Raw genomic sequence first — 20,294 nt, 5'->3', positions numbered from 1 at the left:
GAGGTTCTCAGACTTCCGCCGCCGCAAGCGCGGCGTCGAGGAGTGCGGGTGTCGCGGCGTCGAGCCAATGGATGCGGTGATCGCGGCGAAACCACGACCGCTGCCTGCGCACGTATCTACGGGTGCCGATGAAGGTCAGTTCTTCCGCAGTCGCAAGGTCGTACTCGCCGTCCAGTGCGGCCAGTGTCTGCGCATATCCGATTGCTCGACGAGCGGTGACGCCCTCGCGCAGACCGGCCTCGACGAGCGCGTCCACCTCGTCGACGAGACCGTTCGCGAACATCAGCCGCGTCCGGAGCGCAATCCTCTCGTCCAGTTCGGCAGTGTCGCGGTCCAGCGCGAGAATCCTTGTCCCCCACCGTGGCTCACCGATCTTCGGCGCCGACGCCGCGAACGGCTCCCCGGTCAGTTCGACGACCTCGAGCGCGCGCACGATCCGTCGTGCATCGGTAGCGAGGATCGACGACGCCGCCGCAGGGTCGACAGTCGCGAGATGCTGATGCAATGCCGCGACTCCGATCTCGTCGAGCATCGCCTCGTAACGGGCCCGCACCGCGGGGTCGGTTGCCGGGAAGCGCCAGTCGTCGAGTAGCCCCTGGATGTACATCATCGACCCGCCCACGATCACCGGCGTGCGGCCGGCGGCGAGCAGGGAGTCGATGTCGGCGGACGCGGCCTCCTGATAGCGCGCGACGGTGGCCGTCTCGGTGACGTCGAGGACGTCGAGTTGATGGTGCGGGATGCCCCGACGCTCCTGTGGTGGCAGCTTGGCCGTGCCGATGTCCATGCCGCGGTACTGCTGCATGGCGTCGATGTTGACGATGTCGCCGTCGAGTCGTTCCGCGAGGTCGAGCGCGAGGTCGGATTTCCCGGTCGCGGTCGGGCCGACGACGGCAATGGGGGTCACCCCGGATGACCGAGCACTCACCGCGCGTCCTCGGGTGTCCACGACGCGACGACGTAGCCGACACCGAACGGTGCGTCGGCGTAGGACACCTCGGCCGCCATCAGGGTGTCGCCGACGATCGCCGCGGCGACCTGCCACGCCGCCCTGCCGTCGACTCCGTCGGCATCGCACGCGGCAACGTCGAGTCCGCGAAGCGCGTCGACGTCAGCCGCCCCGAGCGCCTCGACTATGCGCTGCTGGAGTTCGACGGCGCTGTCGCGTCGGCCCCCGCCGGGAGCCTTCGGCGCAAGCGCGGTTGCACCGTCGGCGACGATGAGTACCCCGATTGGCTCGGGGTCGGCGGAGATCTCGGCCGCCAGTGCACGACCGCGCTCGCAGGCGACTTCGGGCCGTACGTCGGGGTCGACGACGATCGGACGCACCGACGCGGCGTCGACCTGTCCGCGTAACCACCCGGCGATCAACATCGACAGCGGCAGACGTCCCGATGATCGCTCCTCACCCGCTCGTTCCAGGGAGACCGGTACGTCGACGCCGAACCTGCCGAAACCGCCCGTCGTCGGTATCGAGCGCGAGGCCTGCGCCTCGCCTGCACCGGACCTCGCGGAGGCGATGCGGTCGTCGGCCCCCACCGCCACCCAGCGTGACGCATGTCGGGCGAGCAGCGCGCCCGCATCGCGAACAGCCGAGCGCACCTCGAGGGTGTCCACCGCGTCCGGTCCCGCCAACTCGGGAACGACCAGTGGTGCGCTCGGGACGAAAACCACACACGCCAGCACACCGTCGACGCTAGCCGACGGTGTGCCCGATGCCGCGACTAGCTCCGACACACCCCCCGCGACGTCGGCGATGTTCCGCAGGCCGCACATCGAGAACCCTGACCTGCTTGAATAGGTGGAGTCCTGGGGCCAGTTGCGCAGGACGTAGTGACAGGCAGCCGTGACGCGCGGCACCACTGACGCTGTGAGGGGACCACACCATGACGAGCGACGACACCAGCGGACCGGCCACACCCGCATCCGAGCCGACTCCCGGCCCCCGGCCCGGCCCGCCGAAGCCAGGTCCCAAGCCCGGCCCTCGGCCCGGTCCCGGACCCAAACCTGCCGCGCAGGCACCGACCCCTGTTCCTGCAGTTGCCGTCGGTAAGCATGAGTCGTTCGATCCCCGCAAGTTCGGGCGGATCGATGAACAGGGCGTCGTCTGGCTCATCACCGCGGACGGTGAGCGTGAGATCGGGTCGTGGCAGGCGGGAACCATCGACGAGGGTCTCGCCCATTTCGCGCGTCGATACTCCGACCTCGAGACAGAGGTGGAGATTCTCGAAGAGCGCCTCGCCGCACGCACCGGCGATCCTCGCAAGTCGCAGGCCGCAGCCAAACATCTGCTCGACACCCTCCCCGAGGCCAGCGTGATCGGCGACGTCTCTGCCATCGAGCAGCGATTGACCGTCATCGTCGGAAGTGCCGACGACGTCGCCGACTCGCTGAAGGCCGAGCGCGAACAGGCTCGCGCCACAGCCATCGCGCGCAAAGAAGAACTCGCCACCGAGGCGGAAGCCATCGGAGCAGAATCCACCCAGTGGAAGACCGCGGGCGATCGGCTGCGCGCGATCCTCGACGAGTGGAAGACCATCAAGGGCATCGACCGTAAGACCGACGACGCGCTGTGGAAGCGGTACTCGAAGGCGCGCGACGCGTTCAATCGTCGACGCGGCGCCCACTTCGCCGATCTCGATCGGGAACGCGCTGGCGCCAAGGCACGCAAAGAGGAGCTCATCGCACGGGCAGAGGCGTTGTCGTCGTCGACCGACTGGGGTCCGACCGCGGGCGCCTTCCGCGAACTCCTCGCCGACTGGAAGGCATCCGGGCGGGCACCGCGCGACGCCGACGAGGCGCTGTGGCAACGGTTCAAAGCCGCCCAGGACGTCTTCTTCGCTGCTAGAAACGCGGCATCGTCCGAGCGCGACGCCGAGTTCAGTGCCAACGCGACGGCGAAGGTAGCCCTGCTCGACGAGGCGGAGAAGTCCATCGATCCCGCATCCGATCTCGACGGTGCGCGCCGCGAGTTCCGGACGTTCCGGGAGAAGTGGGACGAGATCGGCAAGGTGCCGCGCGAACAGATGCACAGCCTCGAAGGCCGTGCGCGTGCGTTGGAGAAGCGGATTCGCGACGCCGAGGACGCGCAGTGGCAGCGCACCGACCCCGAGGCGCTCGCGCGTGCCGCGCAATTCGCCGACCGCGCAGCACAACTCGAGGACCAGGCAGCAAAGGCGGCCGAGCGCGGCAAGAAGCGCGACGCGGAGAAGCTGCGCGAGCAGGCGGCCCAGTGGCGCGAATGGGCGCAGGCCGCGCAGAGCGCCATCGCCGACCGCTAGCCGGCCCGGGGCTGAGCTCGACCAGGTACTGATACTCGATCAGGTACTGGTACTCAGCGCTCGCGCGGGCGCTGCTGCAGTTTGCGGGCGGCCTCTTCGCGTGCCACCGCTTCCCGACGACGCTCCTCTTCGAGCGCCAAGTGGTAGGTGCTGCGCGCCCACACGACGCGTGACCAGTGGAAGGTGAGCACGAGCAGGGCCAACCAGCCGAGGACGAGCCCCGCGCCGACACCCGACGGCGGTGCCACTCCCCCGACACCAGGAGTGTTCCGCGACCACCACGCGAGCATGCCTGCGACGCAGCCGATCGCGCACCCGCACAACGCGATCCACGCGATCACCCATCGGCGGGTGACCAGCGCGAGCATCGACCCAAAGATTCCGAACACCACCAGGAACCAGACGAATACCTTCGACACCACTGCGACTCGTTCGGTCGCGGCGGCCGCGGACGAGGTCAGCACGTCGAATCCGTTCGCAGAACCCGTGTGCGGCAGGAGCAGCGAGCCCATCGCGACGAGCACAGCGACGGCGACCACCACGGCGCGAGCTCCCGGATCGATCTCGCCCGCGACCTTACGTTCGGCCTTGCGGAGATCGTCTGCGTACTGCGCGAACTCGGCGTCGTCACTTCCGGTCCCGCCGTCGGCAGTGCTATCACCGGTGCTACCACCGCTGGCTCGTTGAGCCGTCGGCAGTCGGTCGTCGGTGTTGTCCTCGCGCGGTTCGTCGCTCATCTCGCGCCTCTCATCTCTCGTCGCTGGGTGCTGGCAGTTCAAAAGGCCCGGCAGATCACGGTGCCCGGCAGGTCATGCCGTCATGGTTCACGAACCACAGGCGCCCGAAGAACATCCGGTCGAGGCCACGGCGGGCATCGGCGCCGGACCCAGTCCCGGCATACCCAGTCCGACGCCGACCGGCGCCGTCGTCGGGGTGGCGTTGATTTCGTGCGCGTCGCCTGCGCGGGTTCTGCGATGCGACGCAATGGACCCGTCGGCGATGAGGTGATGCGGCGCGGCGTCGGTGACGGTCGTGACCACGACGTCGCCGGGTCGGATCGCCTCGGCGGCGTCGCCCGCGCGGAAGTGCACGAGTCGCCCATCGCGGGCGCGGCCGGTCAGCCGCCCGGTGTCGGCGGATTTGCGCCCGGAGTCCGCGGCTACGAGCAGCTCGACGTCGGACCCGATGAGGTTGCGGTTCTCGGTGAGACAGATGCGCTCCTGCAGCGCGATCAGTCGTTGGTAGCGCTCGCTGACGACCTCTGGCGGCACCTGATCGGGCATCGTTGCCGCGGGCGTACCCGGTCGAGGCGAGTACTGGAAGGTGAACGCACTCGAGAACCGCGCACGCTCGACGACGTCGAGCGTCGCGGCGAAGTCCTCTTCGGTCTCACCGGGGAATCCGACGATGATGTCGGTGGTGATGGCGGCGTGCGGCATCGCGTCGCGCACCTTGTCGAGGATGCCGAGGAATTTGGTGGTGCGATAGCTGCGTCGCATGGCCCGCAGGATGCGATCCGAACCCGACTGCAGCGGCATGTGAAGCTGCGGGCACACGTTGGGTGTCTGCGCCATGGCGTCGATGACGTCGTCGGTGAACTCTGCCGGGTGCGGCGAGGTGAATCGGACTCGTTCGAGACCGTCGATGTCGCCGCAGGCGCGCAGGAGGTCGGCGAACGCGCCGCGGTTGCGGGGCAGTTCGGGGTCGGCGAACGACATGCCGTAGGCGTTGACGTTCTGCCCGAGCAGCGTCACCTCGAGCACGCCCTGGTCGACGAGCGCCTTGACTTCGGCGAGCACGTCGCCGGGGCGTCGATCAACCTCTTTGCCACGCAAGGACGGAACGATGCAGAAAGTGCAGGTGTTGTTGCACCCGACCGATACCGACACCCACCCGGAGTAGGCCGAGTCGCGCTTGGCGGGCAGCGTCGACGGGAAGGCTTCGAGTGAGTCGAGGATCTCGACCTGCGCCTCCTCGTTGTGCCGGGCGCGATCGAGGAGTGCAGGCAGCGAACCGATGTTGTGCGTACCGAACACGACGTCGACCCACGGCGCCTTGCGCAAGACCGTGTCCTTGTCCTTCTGCGCGAGACATCCGCCGACCGCAATCTGCATCCCCGGTCGTTGCGTCTTCACCGGCGCGAGGTGCGAGAGGTTGCCGTAGAGCTTGTTGTCGGCGTTCTCGCGGATCGCGCAGGTGTTGAACACGACGAGATCGGCATCGCCGTCGTCGTCGGCGCGCACATATCCGGCATCTTCGAGAAGACCCGCGATGCGCTCGGAATCATGCACGTTCATCTGGCAGCCATAGGTACGCACCTGATAGCTGCGCCCCGATCGCGGCAGCTCATGCCGCTCCGACAACTCCGTACTCACTGGATCCAGGGTACGGTGCCGGTGCAAATCGCCTTCACGGTCACCACACGCGCAACGCCGAGGTTCTCATTCAGCGCGCCTGTAAGGGTTGTCGGCATTAGTGTCGACGGTTATGACCGATTCACCGACAGGGGGTTCGGCGGTCGGACCCGCGACCCCGGCTCCCGCCACCGGAACCAACATGATCGTGCTCAAGAACGTGCAGAAGCACTTCGGCGAGCTGCACGTCCTCAAGGACATCGACCTCGAGGTCCCCGCCGGACAGGTCGTCGTCGTCCTCGGCCCGTCCGGCTCGGGCAAGTCGACGTTGTGCCGCACGATCAACCGGCTCGAACCCATCGATTCCGGCGAGATCCTCGTCGAGGGACGGTTACTTCCCGAGGAGGGCCGCGACCTCGCCACTCTGCGCGCCGACGTCGGAATGGTCTTCCAGTCGTTCAACCTGTTCGCGCACAAGACAATTCTCCAAAACGTCACGCTCGCGCCGACCAAAGTCCGTAAGAAGAACAAGGCCGACGCCGAGAAGCGCGCGCTCGAGCTCCTCGAACGCGTCGGCATCGCCAGCCAGAAGGACAAGTACCCCGCGCAGCTTTCCGGTGGTCAGCAACAGCGCGTCGCCATCGCACGCGCACTCGCCATGGAACCGAAGGTGATGCTGTTCGACGAGCCGACCTCGGCCCTCGACCCGGAGATGGTCAACGAGGTGCTCGACGTCATGGTCTCGTTGGCCAAGGAGGGCATGACGATGCTCGTGGTGACCCACGAGATGGGCTTCGCCCGCAAGGCGGCCGACCGCGTGATCTTCATGGCCGACGGCGCGATCGTCGAGGACACCGATCCGGACAGCTTCTTCGACAGTCCACAGTCCGAACGCGCCAGGGACTTCCTCGGCAAGATCTTGGGCCACTGACATGGCCGACACGTCGCCGACGACGCGTCGGCGTGCCTCCGGGCACCTAGCTGTCGACACCCCTGCTGCGAGGAAACGGTCGCGCCGACGAACCATGGCGCTCACGGTATTTCTCCCCGTCTGTGCGCTGTTCGTCTCGCTCCTCGCGGGCTGCGGAAGTACCGAGCCGAAGAACCTGCTCGACTCGATCCGCAGCGGCGAGGTGGTACTCGGCACCAAGTTCGACCAGCCGGGGCTGGGCATCTACAACCCGGACAAGTCCATGAGCGGGTTCGACCCCGCCGTCTCCGAGTACGTCGTCAATCACATCGCCGACTCGCTCGGAGTGCCCCACCCGAAGATCTCGTGGCGCGAGACACCGTCGGCTCGACGCGAGGCCATGATCGAGCACGGCGAGGTCGACATGATCGCCGCCACCTATTCGATCAACGAGAACCGCGCCAAGAAGGTCGACTTCGGCGGCCCGTACCTGATCACCTATCAGGGACTCATGGTGCGCAAGTCCGACGAGTCGATCCAGAATCTCCCCGACCTCGGCAAGGGCAAGAAACTGTGCTCGGTCACCGGGTCGACGTCAGCCCAGAATGTCAAGGCACAACTGCCGAATATCGAACTGCAGGAATACGATTCGTACTCCGCATGCGTCGAGGCGCTACGTCGGGGCAAGGTCGACGCACTGACCACAGACGAATCGATCCTCGCGGGCTACTCCAACTTCTGGAAGGGCGAATTCCGTCTTGTGGAGATGACCTATCTCAAGGACGCGTGCGTCAAGAAAGCTCTGAAGGCGGCGGGAACGCCGTTCTCCACCGAGCGCTACGGGATCGGTTTGGCCAAGGGCGACTCGGAGTCGGTCAACAAGGTGAACGAAGCCCTCGACTCCATGCTGAAGCCAAGCGCCGACAACGGTCCGTCACCGTGGATCAGCGCACTGCGCGAAAGCCTCGGCGACGACTACGTCAACCAGATCGAGCAGCGCGCCGAGAAGCCGGGATCGAAGTTTGCGTTCACACCGAAGCCCGGCGACCTCGCATTCCTCGAATCGAAGTCCACACCGTGCCCCGCGGGCCTGAAGTGAGGAGGTGACCAGTCGTGAGTGAACTCTGGGAAGACATGGGGCCGCAGTTGTGGCCCGCGTTCTGGGTGACGATCCAATTGACGTTCTGGTCGGCGATCGGCTCCCTCATCTGGGGGACCATCCTGGCCGGAATGCGGGTCTCCCCCGTGCCTGTGATGCGCGGCTTCGGAACCACATACGTCAACATCGTGCGCAACACGCCGCTGACCCTGATCGTGCTGTTCGCCGCGATCGGGCTGTATCAGAATCTCGGGCTGACGTTCTCGTCGACCATCAAGACCAACAACTTCTGGCTCGCCGTCCTCGCATTCATCGTCTATACGTCGACGTTCGTCTGCGAGACGCTGCGCTCCGGTTTCAACACCGTCCCACTCGGGCAGGCCGAGGCCGCACGGTCGCTCGGGCTCTCCTTCACCCAGGTGTTCGGCATCATCGTGCTCCCGCAGGCGATCCGAGCGACGATCGGCCCGATGGGCAGCGTGCTCATCGCACTCACCAAGAACACCACCATCGCCTCCGTGATCGGCGTCGCCGAAGCCGCGGCACTGATGAAAACGGAGATCGAGTCCTTTGCCGACCAACTACTGGTCATCTTCGCGGTGATCGCCGTCGGATTCATGATCATCACACTCAGTGAGGGCGCCGTCTTCGGTTGGCTCGCAAAGCGATGGGCGGTCAAGCGATGAGCGACAAGGCAACCGTCCTCTACGACGCTCCCGGACCCCGTGCGCGCGTACGCAACGCGATCGTGGCCGTCGTGTTCATCGCGATTCTCGTCGCGATCTTCGCGTACGTGATCGCGATATTCGCAGGCAACGACCAGTTCACCGCCGAGAAGTGGAAGCCGTTCGTCACGTGGAGCACCTGGACCGGCTACATCCTTCCCGGTCTGTGGCGCACCCTTGTCGCGGCAGCGCTCTCGATCGTGCTCGCACTGATCCTCGGTTCCATTCTCGGCATCGGACGTCTGTCGGATCACGCCTGGGTACGCGGGGTGTGCACCGTGCTGGTCGAGGTGTTCCGCGCGATTCCCGTGCTGATCCTGATGCTGTTCCTCTGGTTCTTCTTCGCCCAGTACGGAGTGGTGCCGTCGTCACAGCTGGCTTTTGCGGCAGTGGTCTGCGGCCTGACGCTCTACAACGGCTCGGTGATGGCGGAAATCCTGCGCTCGGGCATCAAGTCGCTGCCCACGGGGCAGACCGAGGCGGCCAAGGCGCTCGGTATGCGCAAGACACAGATGATGCTGTCGGTTCTGCTCCCGCAGGCCGTCACAGCGATGATGCCTGCGATCATCTCGCAGATGGTCGTGGCCCTCAAGGACACCGCGCTCGGTTATGTCATCGGCTACTCCGAGATCATTCACATGGCGCAGCTGTCCGCGGCCCGGTACGGCAACTACATTCCGGTTCTCATCGTGATCGCCATCATCCTGATCATCATCAACTTCGCGCTGTCGTCGTTGGCGACATACATCGAGCGAAGGCTGCGGCAAGGTCGCGGCGGTAACACCGACGACGTGCCGCCCGCCGATCAGGTCGACCAGGCGGCCATGGAGAACATGCCGGTGCCCTCGCCCAAGCCACGGGCCTGACGTCAGTCGGCGGAGGTGATCTCGTCGATCGCCCCGCCGACGACGTCGATCGCCATGGATTGCGGGTAGCCGCGTCGGACGAGCATGCCGACGAGGCGTCGAAAGTGCTTGTCGCGCACTGATCTGTCGTTGGTTTCCGCGGCGTGGACAAGCTGCTCGGTCACAGTCGGTGTGAGCTTGCGGTCGACCAGGTTGCGGGCCGCGGCGCGTTCGTCGTCGGGATCGATCTCGTCGAGCGCTCGCTGCACGATCGCGACGTCGACTCCCTTGGCGGCGAGTTCGTGCCGCAGCGCGACGCGCCCTCGCCCCGAGTAGGTGTGGCGTGACTGCACCCACTCGGCGGCGAACTCCTCGTCATCGAGCAGATTGTGGGCGTCGAGGCGAGTCATCACCTCGTCGACGGTGTCGGCATCGAATCCTCTGCGCGCCAGACGCTGAGCCATCTCAGAACGGCTGCGAGCACGAACCCCGAGGAGCCGGAGTGCTACATCCCACGCGGACGGGCCGTTCCTCTCCGTCGTGGACTCACTCGGCTCCCCGGGGTCATGGGGTGAACTCATCGGCGATGCGCGCAGATCAGAATTCCACCGGCGCGGGCGCGATGTCGTCGGCGTCGACGACCGCACCGATACCCAGCTTCTCCTTGATCTTCTTCTCGACCTCGTCGCGGATGTCGGTGTTCTCCAACAAGAACTTTCGAGCGTTCTCCTTGCCCTGTCCGAGCTGATCACCCTCGTAGGTGAACCACGAGCCGGACTTGCGGATGAATCCCTCGGCCACACCCATGTCGATGAGTGAGCCCTCCTTGGAGATGCCCTGGCCGTAGAGGATGTCGAACTCGGCCTGCTTGAACGGCGGTGCGACCTTGTTCTTGACCACCTTGACGCGGGTGCGGTTACCCACGGCGTCGGTGCCGTCCTTGAGGGTCTCGATACGACGTACGTCGAGTCGGACCGACGAGTAGAACTTCAGTGCCTTGCCGCCCGTGGTGGTCTCGGGTGACCCGAACATCACACCGATCTTCTCGCGGAGCTGGTTGATGAAGATCGCGGTGGTCTTGGAACTGCTCAACGCCGACGTCATCTTGCGCAGCGCCTGGCTCATCAGGCGAGCCTGCAGACCGACGTGGCTGTCGCCCATTTCGCCCTCGATCTCGGCGCGGGGCACCAGCGCGGCCACCGAGTCGATGACCAGGATGTCGAGAGCGCCGGAACGGATCAGCATGTCGGCGATCTCCAGAGCCTGCTCACCGGTGTCGGGCTGAGAGACCAGCAGTGCATCGGTATCGACACCGAGCCTGGCCGCATAGTCGGGATCGAGGGCATGCTCGGCGTCGATGAATGCGGCGATGCCGCCCGCAGCCTGCGCGTTGGCCACCGCGTGGAGAGCGACCGTCGTCTTACCCGACGACTCAGGGCCGTAGATCTCCACGACGCGGCCACGAGGCAGACCGCCGATACCGAGCGCGACGTCGAGTGCGATGGACCCGGTCGGGATCACCTCGATCGGCTGCCTGCTCTCCTCACCGAGGCGCATCACAGAACCCTTGCCGAAGTTCTTGTCGATCTGGGCCAGCGCGAGGTCGAGAGCCTTCTCGCGGTCCTGGGGAGCTGCTGCCATGGGATCTCTCCTTGTTCGGGATGGTTGAGGTTTGTCTGTGCCGTCCTGCGTGCTGCGCGCTGAACGTGTTGTCTTCGAGGCCGTTGTTCGTTTCATGTTGCGTTGGACGCTAGTCGGTGGGTCTGACAAAACCGGGTCTGACAAAACGGTTCTGACAGAATCTCTGACGCATCCGGGGTCGCTGTGGTTCCACTGAATACAGCATGGCGCGAACAAGTGTTCGACGGCAAGCGCGACACGCGGGCAGAGGTCGATTCGCACCACCGAACAGGCCACGCCGCGACAACAGCGAAAATCGGCCGGAATGTGGATCGCCGGCTACGCGAATGCCAATGGCCTGCGCTACACCCGCGACTGGACCGTGTGACTCCTCGGCCCCGGACTCACTTCGTGGCCCATCACCACAGCGAGCGCGGAACGTCGAAGTCACGACAGATCGCCACCCAGATGTCACGGGGATCGACGCCGTCCTCTATGGCTTGCGCCCCGGTCCGGCCACCGAACTCGATGAGCACGTGATCGGCCAGGATCGCATCAGCCGACGACACCCCGAACTGTGTTGTCATCAGTTCCGTGAACTCCGTGAGACGCACTCGGCCAGCCTACGTTCCCGCCGATGCGAGCACGTCGCGCAGCACGTCGGTCGGGTCGGTCACCGCGTTCGCCGACTCTCGAGCTCGGGCAGCAGCAGCGGCGTGGCTCGGATCGCACAGCACCGCCTCGATCGCCTCCGCAATCGCCGTCGCGTCAGCGGGCCGAACAAGCACACCACTGCCCTGCCTGCTGACCCGATTTGCCAGTTCCCACTGATCGCCACCGCCGGGGACGACAACGACCGGGACACCGGCCAACAACGACTTCGCGAGCATCCCATGTCCACCACCGCAGACCACGAGATCCGCATCGGCCAGCAACTCGTCCTGGCGACCGAGTCCGAAGCTCACCGTCGCGGCCCCTGCGCGCGCGAGTGTGTCCGACGGAGGTGGGTCGAGGGAGGAGATCACCGCCCGTACCGGCGTACGTGACGAGATCGCGCCGAGTGCACCGAGCGTCTCGTCGAGTAGACCCTCGCAACCGGTGACCGCGGTCGACGGCGCCACGACGATGAGCGGCCCGTCGCCCGACGGCCGCTCGAAGATGCGGTCGGTCGGCTCCCAGAGCAGCGGACCGACCAGATGTGTATCGCGTGGCCAGTCCGGGCGCCAGACTTCCAACGCGGGAAGAGTCGCGATCAGTCGGGCGGCAGGCGCCGGTCCGTGATCGCCGAGCCCGATGCCGCGGCGAGCTGCAGCGCGCTGACGTACGCCGAGTGCGACGGAACGATTGCTCGCGGCGCGCATCGCAGTATCGCGTAACCGACCACGGAACCCGCGGCCGGGCGTCAGACCTGCGCCGACCGGCGGCAGACCCTTCGACGGCGCATACAGCGGGTGCGGCGACAGTTCGACGAACGGTAGCCCGGTCAGCTCCGCGGCCCACGACCCGGCGACCGTGATGACATCTGAGACCACAAGGTCGATCCGTCGGCTCGCCAACACAGGTGCGAGACGAACGGCCATCCGCGCTGCCCGTCCGCTCAGCTTCTCCCCCGCGTCGAGGTCGTCGTCGGAGTCGTCTGGTCGCAGTTCCGGGAGCTCCGCGATGTCGATATCCCGCCTGCCGGCCGCGGCGTACCACTGCGTGCCGGTGAACACCGTGGCTTCCCAGCCGATGTCGCGGCAGCGCTCAGCGAGAGCGAACGCAGGAAAGGCGTGACCGGCATCTGGTCCGGCAACGATCCCGACTCGGGGCGGTGAACCCGTCAGTTGCTGGTGGGGGGCTCGGTCGCGGGCTGCGTCGGTTGCTGGGCAGGAGCCGCGTTCTGGGCGGGCTGGGCCGCGGTACCGCCGGACGGCAGCGCTCCGCCGTTCATGCTGGCCCTGATCTGCTCGAGGCGAGAATGGCCTGCCATTTGAACGCTGGCCTGCTGCACTTCCTGCATGCGCCCCTGAACGCTGTTCTTTGCCAGCTCGGCTGAGCCCAGGGCGTTGGCGTAGCGGCGTTCGATCTTGTCGCGCACCTGATCGAGGTTCGGGGTGTTTCCGGGGACCGACAGTTCGCTCATCTGATTGAGCGACGCCGACACCTGCTCCTGCATCTTGGCCTGCTCGAGCTGGCTGAGGAGCTTCGACCGCTCGGCGAGCTTCTGCTGCAGGATCATCGCGTTGCGTTCGACTGCGTGCTTTGCCTGCTCCGCGGCCTGCAGCGACTGATCGTGGAGGGCCTTGAGGTCTTCGACGCTCTGCTCCGCAGTGACGAGCTGCGCGGCGAATGCCTCAGCAGCGTTCGTGTACTCCTGGGCCTTCTGCGTATCGCCCGCCGCGGTCGCCTGATCGGAAAGAGTCAGCGCCTGGCGGGTATTCGCCTGGAGCTTCTCGATCTCCTCGAGCTGCCGGTTGAGCTTCATCTCGAGCTGACGCTGGTTGCCGATGACCGCTGCCGCCTGCTGCGACAGCGCCTGGTGCTGACGCTGAGCGTCTTCGATCGCCTGCTGGATCTGGATCTTCGGATCCGCGTTTTCGTCGATCTTCGCGTTGCCTGCTGCCATCAGGTAGCGCCACAGCTTCACGAACGGATTCGCCATGCTCTTCGTCAACTCCATTCAGCGGTCGTCGAACCTCGGTCCGACAGGTCTTATCGATTCGCCGGCTTTACCGATTCGCCAGGTTACCGATTCGACGGGTCTTGTCGATTCGGGTGGTTTTGCCGATTCGAGGGGTCTGTCGTTGGTGCTGAATCCAATCTAGCGCCTACCGACCGACAAACAGGCACTTGTCAGGCAGCGGCAAGCGCAGTGGTCCGGTGGGCGTCGGGCGATGGGATGACGACCTTCGGGGAACCGAGACCCGATTCGCCCGCCAGTGCCATCCCATCGGCGTCGGCTGCCTCGGGTCGCATGGCCGTGCCGACGTCGAGAAGCAGATCGGCGATCTCGACGTCGAGAGCATCACAGATCGAGGCGAGCAGTTCGCTCGACGCCTCTTTCTGGCCGCGTTCCACCTCGGACAGATATCCCAGACTGACCCGTGCATTGGTGGATACTTCGCGCAGCGTTCGGCCTTGCTGGGTACGCACCCGGCGCAAGCTGTCGCCAAGCGCCTCGCGCAAGAGCATCGCCATCGAGTCTCCTCTCGGTGTCTGTGTCGTGTTCTGTCTCTCGTGTCCGTTCGGCTTCAACGCCGGAGACAGCCGATACGTTCCCGAACCTTCGAATCCCGAACTTCGCACACCGTCCCCCGTGTGTCTGCACGACACTAGTCCAAAGTTCCGACAGTCGCCGTACGCCGTTCGTCCGCGCGTCGCGGCGCCAACCCTTGGCCCGCGCCAGATCACACGGTGTCGGAATGGCGGCGCGGCGAAGGACGAATGACGTCAGGAGCCTTGCGTGCGTCAGAGGTCTTGCGATCGTCAGAGGTCTTGCGGGAATCAGGAGCCTTGCGGGAATCAGGAGCCTTGCGTAGCGAACCGGTCGTCGAATCCGACCGAGCGGCCCGGACGCGCACACGCAGCGCCTGCCAGGTGTAGTCGACGCCCGTCACGACGGTCACCACGACAGCGGCCCACATGATCACCATCGCGATCGTGTGCCATACACCGTTCAACGGAAGCACCAGGAGCCCGATACCGACCGACTGCAGCAACGTTTTCAACTTGCCGCCCCGACTGGCCGGAATCACCGCATACCGGATCACCCAGAAGCGTAGAAGCGTCACCCACAACTCACGGACCAGAATGATGCCGGTTACCCACCAGCTCAGATCGCCCAGGATGGACAGGCCGATGAGTGCGGCACCGATCAGCGCCTTGTCGGCGATCGGATCTGCCATCTTCCCGAAGTCCGTCACGAGTCCGCGTTCGCGGGCGAGCCTGCCGTCGACCCTGTCGGTGAACGCGGCACCCGCGAAGATGACCGCGGCGACGATCCGCCACACGGTGTCGTGCCCGCCATCGATGAAGAGCACCGCGACGAACACGGGAACCAGCAGAATGCGGAACACCGTCAGCGCATTGGCGATGTTGACCACCGGCACCGGATCGACCGGGTCGGTGATGTGATCGGGAGTCCGCACCCCTTTAGCGTATCTGTCGCGACTAGGCTCAGATGCCGTGCCCACTGCCGAACAGGAAACGGTGCCCCTCATTCGACGCGCCCGCACGTCCGACGTGCCCCGCATCAAGGAGCTCATCGACCTCTACGCGGGCAGAATCCTGCTCGAAAAGAACCTCGTCACGCTGTACGAGGCGGTCCAGGAGTTCTGGGTGGCCGAGGTCGACGGCGTCGTGGTGGGTTGCGGCGCGCTGCACGTCCTCTGGGCCGATCTGGGCGAGGTACGTACCGTCGCGGTCGACACCCGCTTCTCCGGTCGCGGGATCGGGCACCTCCTGGTGGGACAGCTCATGTCGGTTGCCCGGGAACTCCAACTCTCCCGGGTGTTCGTGCTGACCTTTGAGACCGCGTTCTTCGGTAGGCATGGCTTTCGCGAAATCGAGGGCACCCCCGTCACCCGCGAGGTCTACGAAGAAATGTGCCGCTCGTACGACACCGGCGTCGCCGAGTTCCTCGACCTGAGCTACGTCAAGCCGAACACCCTCGGCAACACACGCATGCTCGCCCACCTCGACAAGAATTCGACCGAGCAGACGCCGTAACCGACCGAGCACCGGTCACCGACTACACATTCACCCACTCGACACCAACCAGACACAAGGAGCGACATCGTGGCGATCTTCGCAGTCCACTACACCTACGGTCCCGCCAAGGCGGCCGTGCGAGACCAGCACCGGCCGCTGCACCGTGAGTGGTTGGCCGAAGAGTTCAAGGCCGGCAACGTGCTGATGACCGGCCCCTACCCCGACGGCTCGGGAGCGCTGATCCTCATCCGCGGCACCGACCTCGACGAGGCAGAGGCGTTCATCGCCAACGATCCGTTCAACGCGCACCAGGCCATCGACGGCGTGCGGGTCGTCGAATGGACCCAGGTGTACGGCCCCTTCGCCGAATAGCTCGGGACGCCGCACACCTGGGCGACACCTCGGCGCTATTCGTCGTGTCGGACCGCCGGTTCGCTCGTCGACGCGCCCTTGCGCTTGGACCAGAGCAGGCTCGCCACCGTGGTGATCACGAGTGTCGCGAGGATGACCGACAGCGACACCACCGTCGAGATCTCCGGTACCGCGACGTGCTCGCCGCCGTTGATGAACGGCAGCGTGTTCTCGTGGAGTGCGTGCAGCACGAGCTTCACGCCGATGAAGCCGAGGATGAACGAGAGACCGTAGGACAGGAACACCAGGCGGTCGAGTAGCCCGCCGAGCAGGAAGTACAGCTGGCGAAGGCCCATCAACGCGAACGCATTCGCGGTGAACACCAGGTACGGCTCCTGCGTGAGGCCGTAGATCGCGGGAATCGAGTCGAGCGCGAACAAGACGTCGGTGAAACCGATGACGATCAGGACGAGCAGCATGGGCGTCGCCCACCGCTTGCCGTTGATTTTGGTGAAGAGCTTGTCGCCGTCGTACTCGTCGCTGGTGCGCAAGCGCTTCTTGAGGAAACGCTCGAGCCTCGTCTCGCGCTCCTCCTCATGCTCGACGGGGTCGTCGCTCTCGCGGAGCAGCTTGATCGCCGTGAAGATGAGGAACGCGCCGAAGAGGTAGAACACCCAGCTGTATGCGTTGATCGCGGCGGCACCGACAGCGATGAAGGCGCCACGCATCACCAGCGCCATCACAATGCCGAGAAGAAGTACCTTTTGCTGGTACTCCCGTGGCACCGCGAACTTGCTCATGATGATCACGAACACGAAGAGATTGTCGACGGACAGCGCCTTCTCGGTGACGTAGCCCGCGAAGTACTCACCGCCGTAGGTTCCGCCCCACTGCCACCAGACGAACAGACCGAAGATGACGGCGATCGAGATGTAGATCGCCGACCACATTCCGGACTCGCGGAGCGAGGGGGCGTGTGGAACACGGACGTGTGCAAAGAAGTCGAAGACGAAGAGGCCGAGGATCACCACACAGGTGATCGCCCAGACGGTGGGCGAAACATTCATAGAAAGATCTAACCTCCAGCGCGCAGCACAGAATTGTTGCGATGCCAGAGGTCTCTCCCGCCCGGCGCCGCCTCATCACGGGCAGCGACATTTCCGGACCAGCTACCCGGGCCGGGGGTGTCGAGCGATGATCCGCATCGTCGACCTCCCGACCGTATTGACGGACAGTCTGCGAGGTTGGGGATACTCCCCTCTTCGATCTGCCGACCACTTTAACAGTCAAATGAAACCGAGGGCGATCCGGTTCATCCGTTATGCCCGAATCGGCTATTCGGGGCTACTGTCCGTGTCGCCACCGCCGGTGATCGATGCGATGACCCCTGCCAGATCGTCCGGCTTCACCAGCACCTCACGCGCCTTCGACCCTTCGCTCGGGCCCACAACGCCGCGCGTCTCCATCAGGTCCATCAGTCGTCCTGCCTTGGCGAACCCGACACGCAACTTGCGCTGCAGCATCGACGTCGAGCCGAACTGGCTCGACACCACGAGCTCGATGGCCTGCAACAGATCGTCGAGATCATTGCCGATATCGCCGTCGATGTCCTTCTTGTCTCCGGCCTTGGCTGTTGTCACGCCCTCGGTGTACTCGGGATCGGCCTGCTCACGCGTGTAGTCGACGACGGCGGCGATCTCCTCGTCGGTGATGAACGCTCCCTGCATACGGACAGGCTTGTTCGCGCCCATCGGAAGGAACAGTCCGTCGCCCATGCCGATGAGCTTCTCTGCGCCGGGCTGGTCGAGGATGACGCGGGAGTCGGTCAGCGACGACGTCGCGAACGCCAATCGCGACGGCACGTTGGTCTTGATCAGACCGGTGACGACGTCGACGGACGGCCGCTGCGTCGCCAACACTAGGTGGATACCGGCCGCACGTGCCTTCTGCGTGATGCGGACGATCGCGTCCTCGACGTCGCGGGGGGCGGTCATCATCAGGTCGGCGAGCTCGTCGACGATGGCGAGAATGTAGGGGTACGGCTTGTAGACGCGCTCGGAGCCCAGTGGCGTGGTGATTTCTCCCGAGGCCACCTTGCTGTTGAAGTCGTCGATGTGGCGCACCCGCGACGCCTTCATGTCCTGGTAGCGCTGCTCCATCTCCTCGACGAGCCAGGCGAGGGCGGCCGCCGCCTTCTTGGGCTGCGTGATGATCGGCGTGATCAGGTGCGGGATGCCCTCGTACGGCGTGAGTTCCACCATCTTCGGGTCGATGAGGATCATTCGCACCTGCTCGGGAGTGGCGCGCGTAAGCAGCGACACGAGCATCGAGTTCACGAAGCTCGACTTACCGGAACCCGTCGAACCCGCTACCAGCAGGTGCGGCATCTTCGCGAGGTTGGCGCTGACGAAATCGCCCTCGATGTCTTTGCCGAGACCGATCACCAGCGGATGCGAGTCCTTGCGGGTCGACGGCGACTTGAGGACGTCTGCCAGACGCACCATCTCCCGATCGGAGTTGGGCACCTCGATACCCACGGCGGATTTACCCGGGATGGGCGCGAGCAGCCGAACGTTGTCGGTGGCCACCGCGTACGCGATGTTGCGCTGCAGTGCGGTGATCTTCTCGACCTTCACACCGGGACCGAGCTCGACCTCGTATCGCGTGACGGTCGGTCCGCGGGTGTACCCCGTGACCGCCGCGTCGATCTTGAACTGCTCGAGCACCCCGGTGATGCGATCGATCATGTCGTCGTTGGTCTGGCTACCGCGCTTGGGCGGATCACCATCGACGAGCAATGTGGCCGGAGGCAGGCGGTAATCGCCTTCGACCTCGGCGACGACGAGCGCGTCCGAGTCGGCGTCGGGGTCGACGACCGGCTCCGGTGCTGCCGGCTTCGTGGACGCAGTCGTCTCGCGACTTCGCGCCTTGGCAATGTCGCCCGCACGTTTGCGGGTTCTGGCGGCGGGCCGCGCGATCTGCTCGGTGACCTCGTCGACGACGGGTTCGGTCAGCATGTCGTCGAAGTTGTCGGTCGGCAGGTCGGCAACGTCGACGGTCGGTGTCGGCACAGCGATGGGTGCGCTGCGTCGATCCGAGCGCGTGCTGCGTCGACGAGGGCGCGCCGTCGAGTCGTCGTCGGGCGGGTAGTTCTCGTACGGGTCGTCGGAGCGGCCACCTGCAGCCGACCGAGACCATCCACTGGTGGCGTAGGAGCCGCTCCGGTTCTCGTCCTCGAAGTCGTCGTCGGCGTCGACCAAGTCGTCGTCATAGGCTTCATCGTCGACGTCGTCGTCCCACGGGAGTTCGTCGTCGACGACGTGCCCGCCGCCCAAGCCGAGCCAGCCCGCGGCAGCGTCGACCACCTCGCGGATCGTGCGACCGGAGAGGATCAGGACGCCGAAAGCGATGCACAACACCAGGATCGGCACCGACACCCACGCCGTCACACCCGCGGTGAGCGGCGTCCCGACGACGTAGCCGACGAACCCGCCCGCATGTGAGCGGCCGGGAAGGTCTTCGGGTGCCCCGGCCACCAGGTGCATCAGACCGAGCAGCGGCAACACGATCAGCAACGCGCCACCTATGTATCTTGCGCGCTTCTCGGGGTTCGGGCCCCGTCGCATCAGCACTACCGCACCTGCGGCGAGCGCGACGGGCACCAACAGCGCAGCGGTTCCGACAATGGCCCGCACCAGAGCGTCGATGAACGCGCCGACCGGACCGGCCGCCCCGAGCCAGACACCAACAGAGACGAGGAGAGCCAGGGCAAGCAGCGCCAGCCCGATCCCGTCGCGCCGATGCGAATGGCCCTGCGCGCCGATGGCGTGCCGATCGGCCCGACCCTCGAAACCGTCGGCGTCATCGGCGGTCAAGTAGTCGTCGTCGACGTCGCGGAGGTCCTCGTCGACCACCGACGCCGACGTCGAGTGCCCACCGCCCGCACGTGCGACAGAACCGACCCCCCGCGCGAGCAGCGACCACGCACCCCCGAGACCGCGGCCCACTCCCCGACCGACGACGGCTCCCGCGGAGCGTCGACTGATATCGGCGGATTGTTGCTTACGGACCGGTTGCTGACGGCCTGAACTCTGCTTTCGCCCCGAACCCTGCGAGCTGGTCGACGACGTCGACGCTGTGCGTGTGCGTCCGGTACCGCTGGTGCGCGACCCTGCGGCACGACTCCCCGACCCTGCCGCGGGTCGCCGTCCGCCCGTGCTCTGCTGACGGCTCGACGCCCGTCCCCCCGTTGCACCCCGTCCCGCCGCTGCGCGCTGTCCACCGCTTGCGCGTGACGCGGCCGCGGCCGAACTCGTGCCTGCCTTCGAAGCCATACGGACAGACTAGTGGTCACCCATCACCTGAGTCACATACACAACACAGGCAACACAACTGTGTGTCGAATTCGTAACCCGTG

20 protein-coding genes are annotated in these 20,294 nt (G+C 65.6%); 7 read left to right on the top strand and 13 right to left on the bottom strand.

The features are described 5' to 3' along the window. Window positions 1-7 precede the first annotated feature (7 nt). Window positions 8-928 (bottom strand): tRNA (adenosine(37)-N6)-dimethylallyltransferase MiaA, encoded by a 921-nt coding sequence (gene miaA, locus RND64_RS09815; RefSeq protein WP_049697480.1) that lies wholly within the window; start codon window positions 926-928, stop codon window positions 8-10. Next, window positions 925-1,776 (bottom strand): hypothetical protein, encoded by an 852-nt coding sequence (locus tag RND64_RS09810; protein ID WP_331436612.1) that lies wholly within the window; start codon window positions 1,774-1,776, stop codon window positions 925-927. Before RND64_RS09810 ends, miaA begins: the two co-directional genes overlap by 4 nt. Window positions 1,777-1,886: 110 nt before the next feature. Here RND64_RS09810 and RND64_RS09805 point away from each other — a divergent pair, with 110 nt between their 5' ends. Further along, window positions 1,887-3,281 (top strand): DUF349 domain-containing protein, encoded by a 1,395-nt coding sequence (locus RND64_RS09805; protein ID WP_049697166.1) that lies wholly within the window; start codon window positions 1,887-1,889, stop codon window positions 3,279-3,281. Between the two features lie 53 nt (window positions 3,282-3,334). On the opposite strand, the gene RND64_RS09800 is transcribed toward RND64_RS09805, so the two are convergent. Continuing rightward, window positions 3,335-4,018, bottom strand: coding sequence for an Rv2732c family membrane protein (locus RND64_RS09800; RefSeq protein ID WP_049697165.1), 684 nt, complete (start codon window positions 4,016-4,018; stop codon window positions 3,335-3,337). 87 nt (window positions 4,019-4,105) lie between these two features. Continuing rightward, window positions 4,106-5,656 (bottom strand): tRNA (N6-isopentenyl adenosine(37)-C2)-methylthiotransferase MiaB, encoded by a 1,551-nt coding sequence (gene miaB, locus RND64_RS09795; RefSeq protein WP_049697164.1) that lies wholly within the window; start codon window positions 5,654-5,656, stop codon window positions 4,106-4,108. 181 nt (window positions 5,657-5,837) lie between these two features. On the opposite strand from miaB, the gene RND64_RS09790 reads away from it, so the two are divergent. The 4 genes from RND64_RS09790 (at window position 5,838) to RND64_RS09775 (ending at window position 9,235) form a co-directional block, all read left to right on the top strand. Beyond that, window positions 5,838-6,566, top strand: coding sequence for an amino acid ABC transporter ATP-binding protein (locus tag RND64_RS09790; protein WP_049697478.1), 729 nt, complete (start codon window positions 5,838-5,840; stop codon window positions 6,564-6,566). Window positions 6,567-6,660: 94 nt separating this feature from the next. Beyond that, the gene (locus tag RND64_RS09785; RefSeq protein ID WP_049697163.1) at window positions 6,661-7,644 is read left to right on the top strand and encodes a glutamate ABC transporter substrate-binding protein; all 984 of its coding nucleotides are present in this window, start codon (window positions 6,661-6,663) and stop codon (window positions 7,642-7,644) included. Window positions 7,645-7,658: 14 nt separating this feature from the next. Next, on the top strand, window positions 7,659-8,330 hold the full coding sequence (locus tag RND64_RS09780; RefSeq protein WP_049697162.1) for an amino acid ABC transporter permease: 672 nt from the start codon (window positions 7,659-7,661) through the stop codon (window positions 8,328-8,330). Beyond that, the gene (locus RND64_RS09775) at window positions 8,327-9,235 is read left to right on the top strand and encodes an amino acid ABC transporter permease (protein WP_049697161.1); all 909 of its coding nucleotides are present in this window, start codon (window positions 8,327-8,329) and stop codon (window positions 9,233-9,235) included. The genes RND64_RS09780 and RND64_RS09775 overlap by 4 nt, the downstream gene beginning before the upstream one ends. Window positions 9,236-9,237: 2 nt before the next feature. Here the strand turns inward: RND64_RS09775 and RND64_RS09770 are convergent, their stop codons facing one another. From RND64_RS09770 to pgsA, 7 genes are all read right to left on the bottom strand, one after another. After that, window positions 9,238-9,795: a regulatory protein RecX gene (locus RND64_RS09770; protein WP_049697477.1), complete on the bottom strand. Its 558-nt coding sequence runs from the start codon at window positions 9,793-9,795 to the stop codon at window positions 9,238-9,240. 16 nt (window positions 9,796-9,811) lie between these two features. Beyond that, window positions 9,812-10,855 (bottom strand): recombinase RecA, encoded by a 1,044-nt coding sequence (recA, locus tag RND64_RS09765; RefSeq protein ID WP_049697160.1) that lies wholly within the window; start codon window positions 10,853-10,855, stop codon window positions 9,812-9,814. Between the two features lie 398 nt (window positions 10,856-11,253). Next, on the bottom strand, window positions 11,254-11,448 hold the full coding sequence (locus RND64_RS09760) for a DUF3046 domain-containing protein (protein ID WP_049697159.1): 195 nt from the start codon (window positions 11,446-11,448) through the stop codon (window positions 11,254-11,256). A 9-nt stretch (window positions 11,449-11,457) separates the two neighbouring features. Next, window positions 11,458-12,660: a glycosyltransferase gene (locus tag RND64_RS09755; protein ID WP_152929973.1), complete on the bottom strand. Its 1,203-nt coding sequence runs from the start codon at window positions 12,658-12,660 to the stop codon at window positions 11,458-11,460. Further along, window positions 12,657-13,478 carry a PspA/IM30 family protein gene (locus RND64_RS09750; RefSeq protein ID WP_049697476.1) on the bottom strand — a complete coding sequence of 274 codons (822 nt, stop codon included), beginning with the start codon at window positions 13,476-13,478 and terminating at the stop codon, window positions 12,657-12,659. Before RND64_RS09750 ends, RND64_RS09755 begins: the two co-directional genes overlap by 4 nt. Window positions 13,479-13,669: 191 nt before the next feature. After that, on the bottom strand, window positions 13,670-14,014 hold the full coding sequence (locus tag RND64_RS09745; protein WP_049697475.1) for a helix-turn-helix domain-containing protein: 345 nt from the start codon (window positions 14,012-14,014) through the stop codon (window positions 13,670-13,672). A 209-nt stretch (window positions 14,015-14,223) separates the two neighbouring features. After that, window positions 14,224-14,964, bottom strand: a complete 741-nt coding sequence (pgsA, locus tag RND64_RS09740) for a CDP-diacylglycerol--glycerol-3-phosphate 3-phosphatidyltransferase (RefSeq protein WP_049697157.1) — start codon at window positions 14,962-14,964, stop codon at window positions 14,224-14,226. A 37-nt stretch (window positions 14,965-15,001) separates the two neighbouring features. On the opposite strand from pgsA, the gene RND64_RS09735 reads away from it, so the two are divergent. Both RND64_RS09735 and RND64_RS09730 read left to right on the top strand, forming a co-directional pair. Beyond that, window positions 15,002-15,544, top strand: coding sequence for an amino-acid N-acetyltransferase (locus tag RND64_RS09735; protein ID WP_049697156.1), 543 nt, complete (start codon window positions 15,002-15,004; stop codon window positions 15,542-15,544). 69 nt (window positions 15,545-15,613) lie between these two features. Then, the gene (locus tag RND64_RS09730) at window positions 15,614-15,898 is read left to right on the top strand and encodes a YciI family protein (protein WP_049697155.1); all 285 of its coding nucleotides are present in this window, start codon (window positions 15,614-15,616) and stop codon (window positions 15,896-15,898) included. A gap of 35 nt (window positions 15,899-15,933) precedes the next feature. On the opposite strand, the gene RND64_RS09725 is transcribed toward RND64_RS09730, so the two are convergent. Together RND64_RS09725 and RND64_RS09720 are read right to left on the bottom strand one after the other, a co-directional pair. Continuing rightward, window positions 15,934-16,944: a TerC family protein gene (locus RND64_RS09725; RefSeq protein WP_049697154.1), complete on the bottom strand. Its 1,011-nt coding sequence runs from the start codon at window positions 16,942-16,944 to the stop codon at window positions 15,934-15,936. Window positions 16,945-17,211: 267 nt separating this feature from the next. Beyond that, on the bottom strand, window positions 17,212-20,211 hold the full coding sequence (locus RND64_RS09720) for an FtsK/SpoIIIE family DNA translocase (RefSeq protein WP_235434255.1): 3,000 nt from the start codon (window positions 20,209-20,211) through the stop codon (window positions 17,212-17,214). Between the last annotated feature and the right edge of the window lie 83 nt (window positions 20,212-20,294).

It is taken from the genome of Gordonia sp. w5E2 (assembly GCF_036540975.1).
Taxonomy (GTDB): Bacteria; Actinomycetota; Actinomycetes; order Mycobacteriales; family Mycobacteriaceae; genus Gordonia; species Gordonia jacobaea.
The sequence above is the reverse complement of the archived record's forward strand: the minus strand, read 5'-3'. Positions and strand labels throughout refer to the sequence as shown.

Excerpts from the sequence above, each read along its gene's own strand:
- RND64_RS09810 (WP_331436612.1), bottom strand. The coding sequence starts at position 1,776 with ATGTGCGGCCTGCGGAACATCGCCGACGTCGCGGGGGGTGTGTCGGAG.
- RND64_RS09720 (WP_235434255.1), bottom strand. The coding sequence starts at position 20,211 with ATGGCTTCGAAGGCAGGCACGAGTTCGGCCGCGGCCGCGTCACGCGCA.
- RND64_RS09805 (WP_049697166.1), top strand. The coding sequence starts at position 1,887 with ATGACGAGCGACGACACCAGCGGACCGGCCACACCCGCATCCGAGCCG.
- RND64_RS09725 (WP_049697154.1), bottom strand. The coding sequence starts at position 16,944 with ATGAATGTTTCGCCCACCGTCTGGGCGATCACCTGTGTGGTGATCCTC.
- RND64_RS09785 (WP_049697163.1), top strand. The coding sequence starts at position 6,661 with ATGGCGCTCACGGTATTTCTCCCCGTCTGTGCGCTGTTCGTCTCGCTC.
- RND64_RS09745 (WP_049697475.1), bottom strand. The coding sequence starts at position 14,014 with ATGGCGATGCTCTTGCGCGAGGCGCTTGGCGACAGCTTGCGCCGGGTG.
- RND64_RS09750 (WP_049697476.1), bottom strand. The coding sequence starts at position 13,478 with ATGGCGAATCCGTTCGTGAAGCTGTGGCGCTACCTGATGGCAGCAGGC.
- RND64_RS09800 (WP_049697165.1), bottom strand. The coding sequence starts at position 4,018 with ATGAGCGACGAACCGCGCGAGGACAACACCGACGACCGACTGCCGACG.
- RND64_RS09775 (WP_049697161.1), top strand. The coding sequence starts at position 8,327 with ATGAGCGACAAGGCAACCGTCCTCTACGACGCTCCCGGACCCCGTGCG.
- RND64_RS09790 (WP_049697478.1), top strand. The coding sequence starts at position 5,838 with ATGATCGTGCTCAAGAACGTGCAGAAGCACTTCGGCGAGCTGCACGTC.
- RND64_RS09770 (WP_049697477.1), bottom strand. The coding sequence starts at position 9,795 with ATGAGTTCACCCCATGACCCCGGGGAGCCGAGTGAGTCCACGACGGAG.
- recA (WP_049697160.1), bottom strand. The coding sequence starts at position 10,855 with ATGGCAGCAGCTCCCCAGGACCGCGAGAAGGCTCTCGACCTCGCGCTG.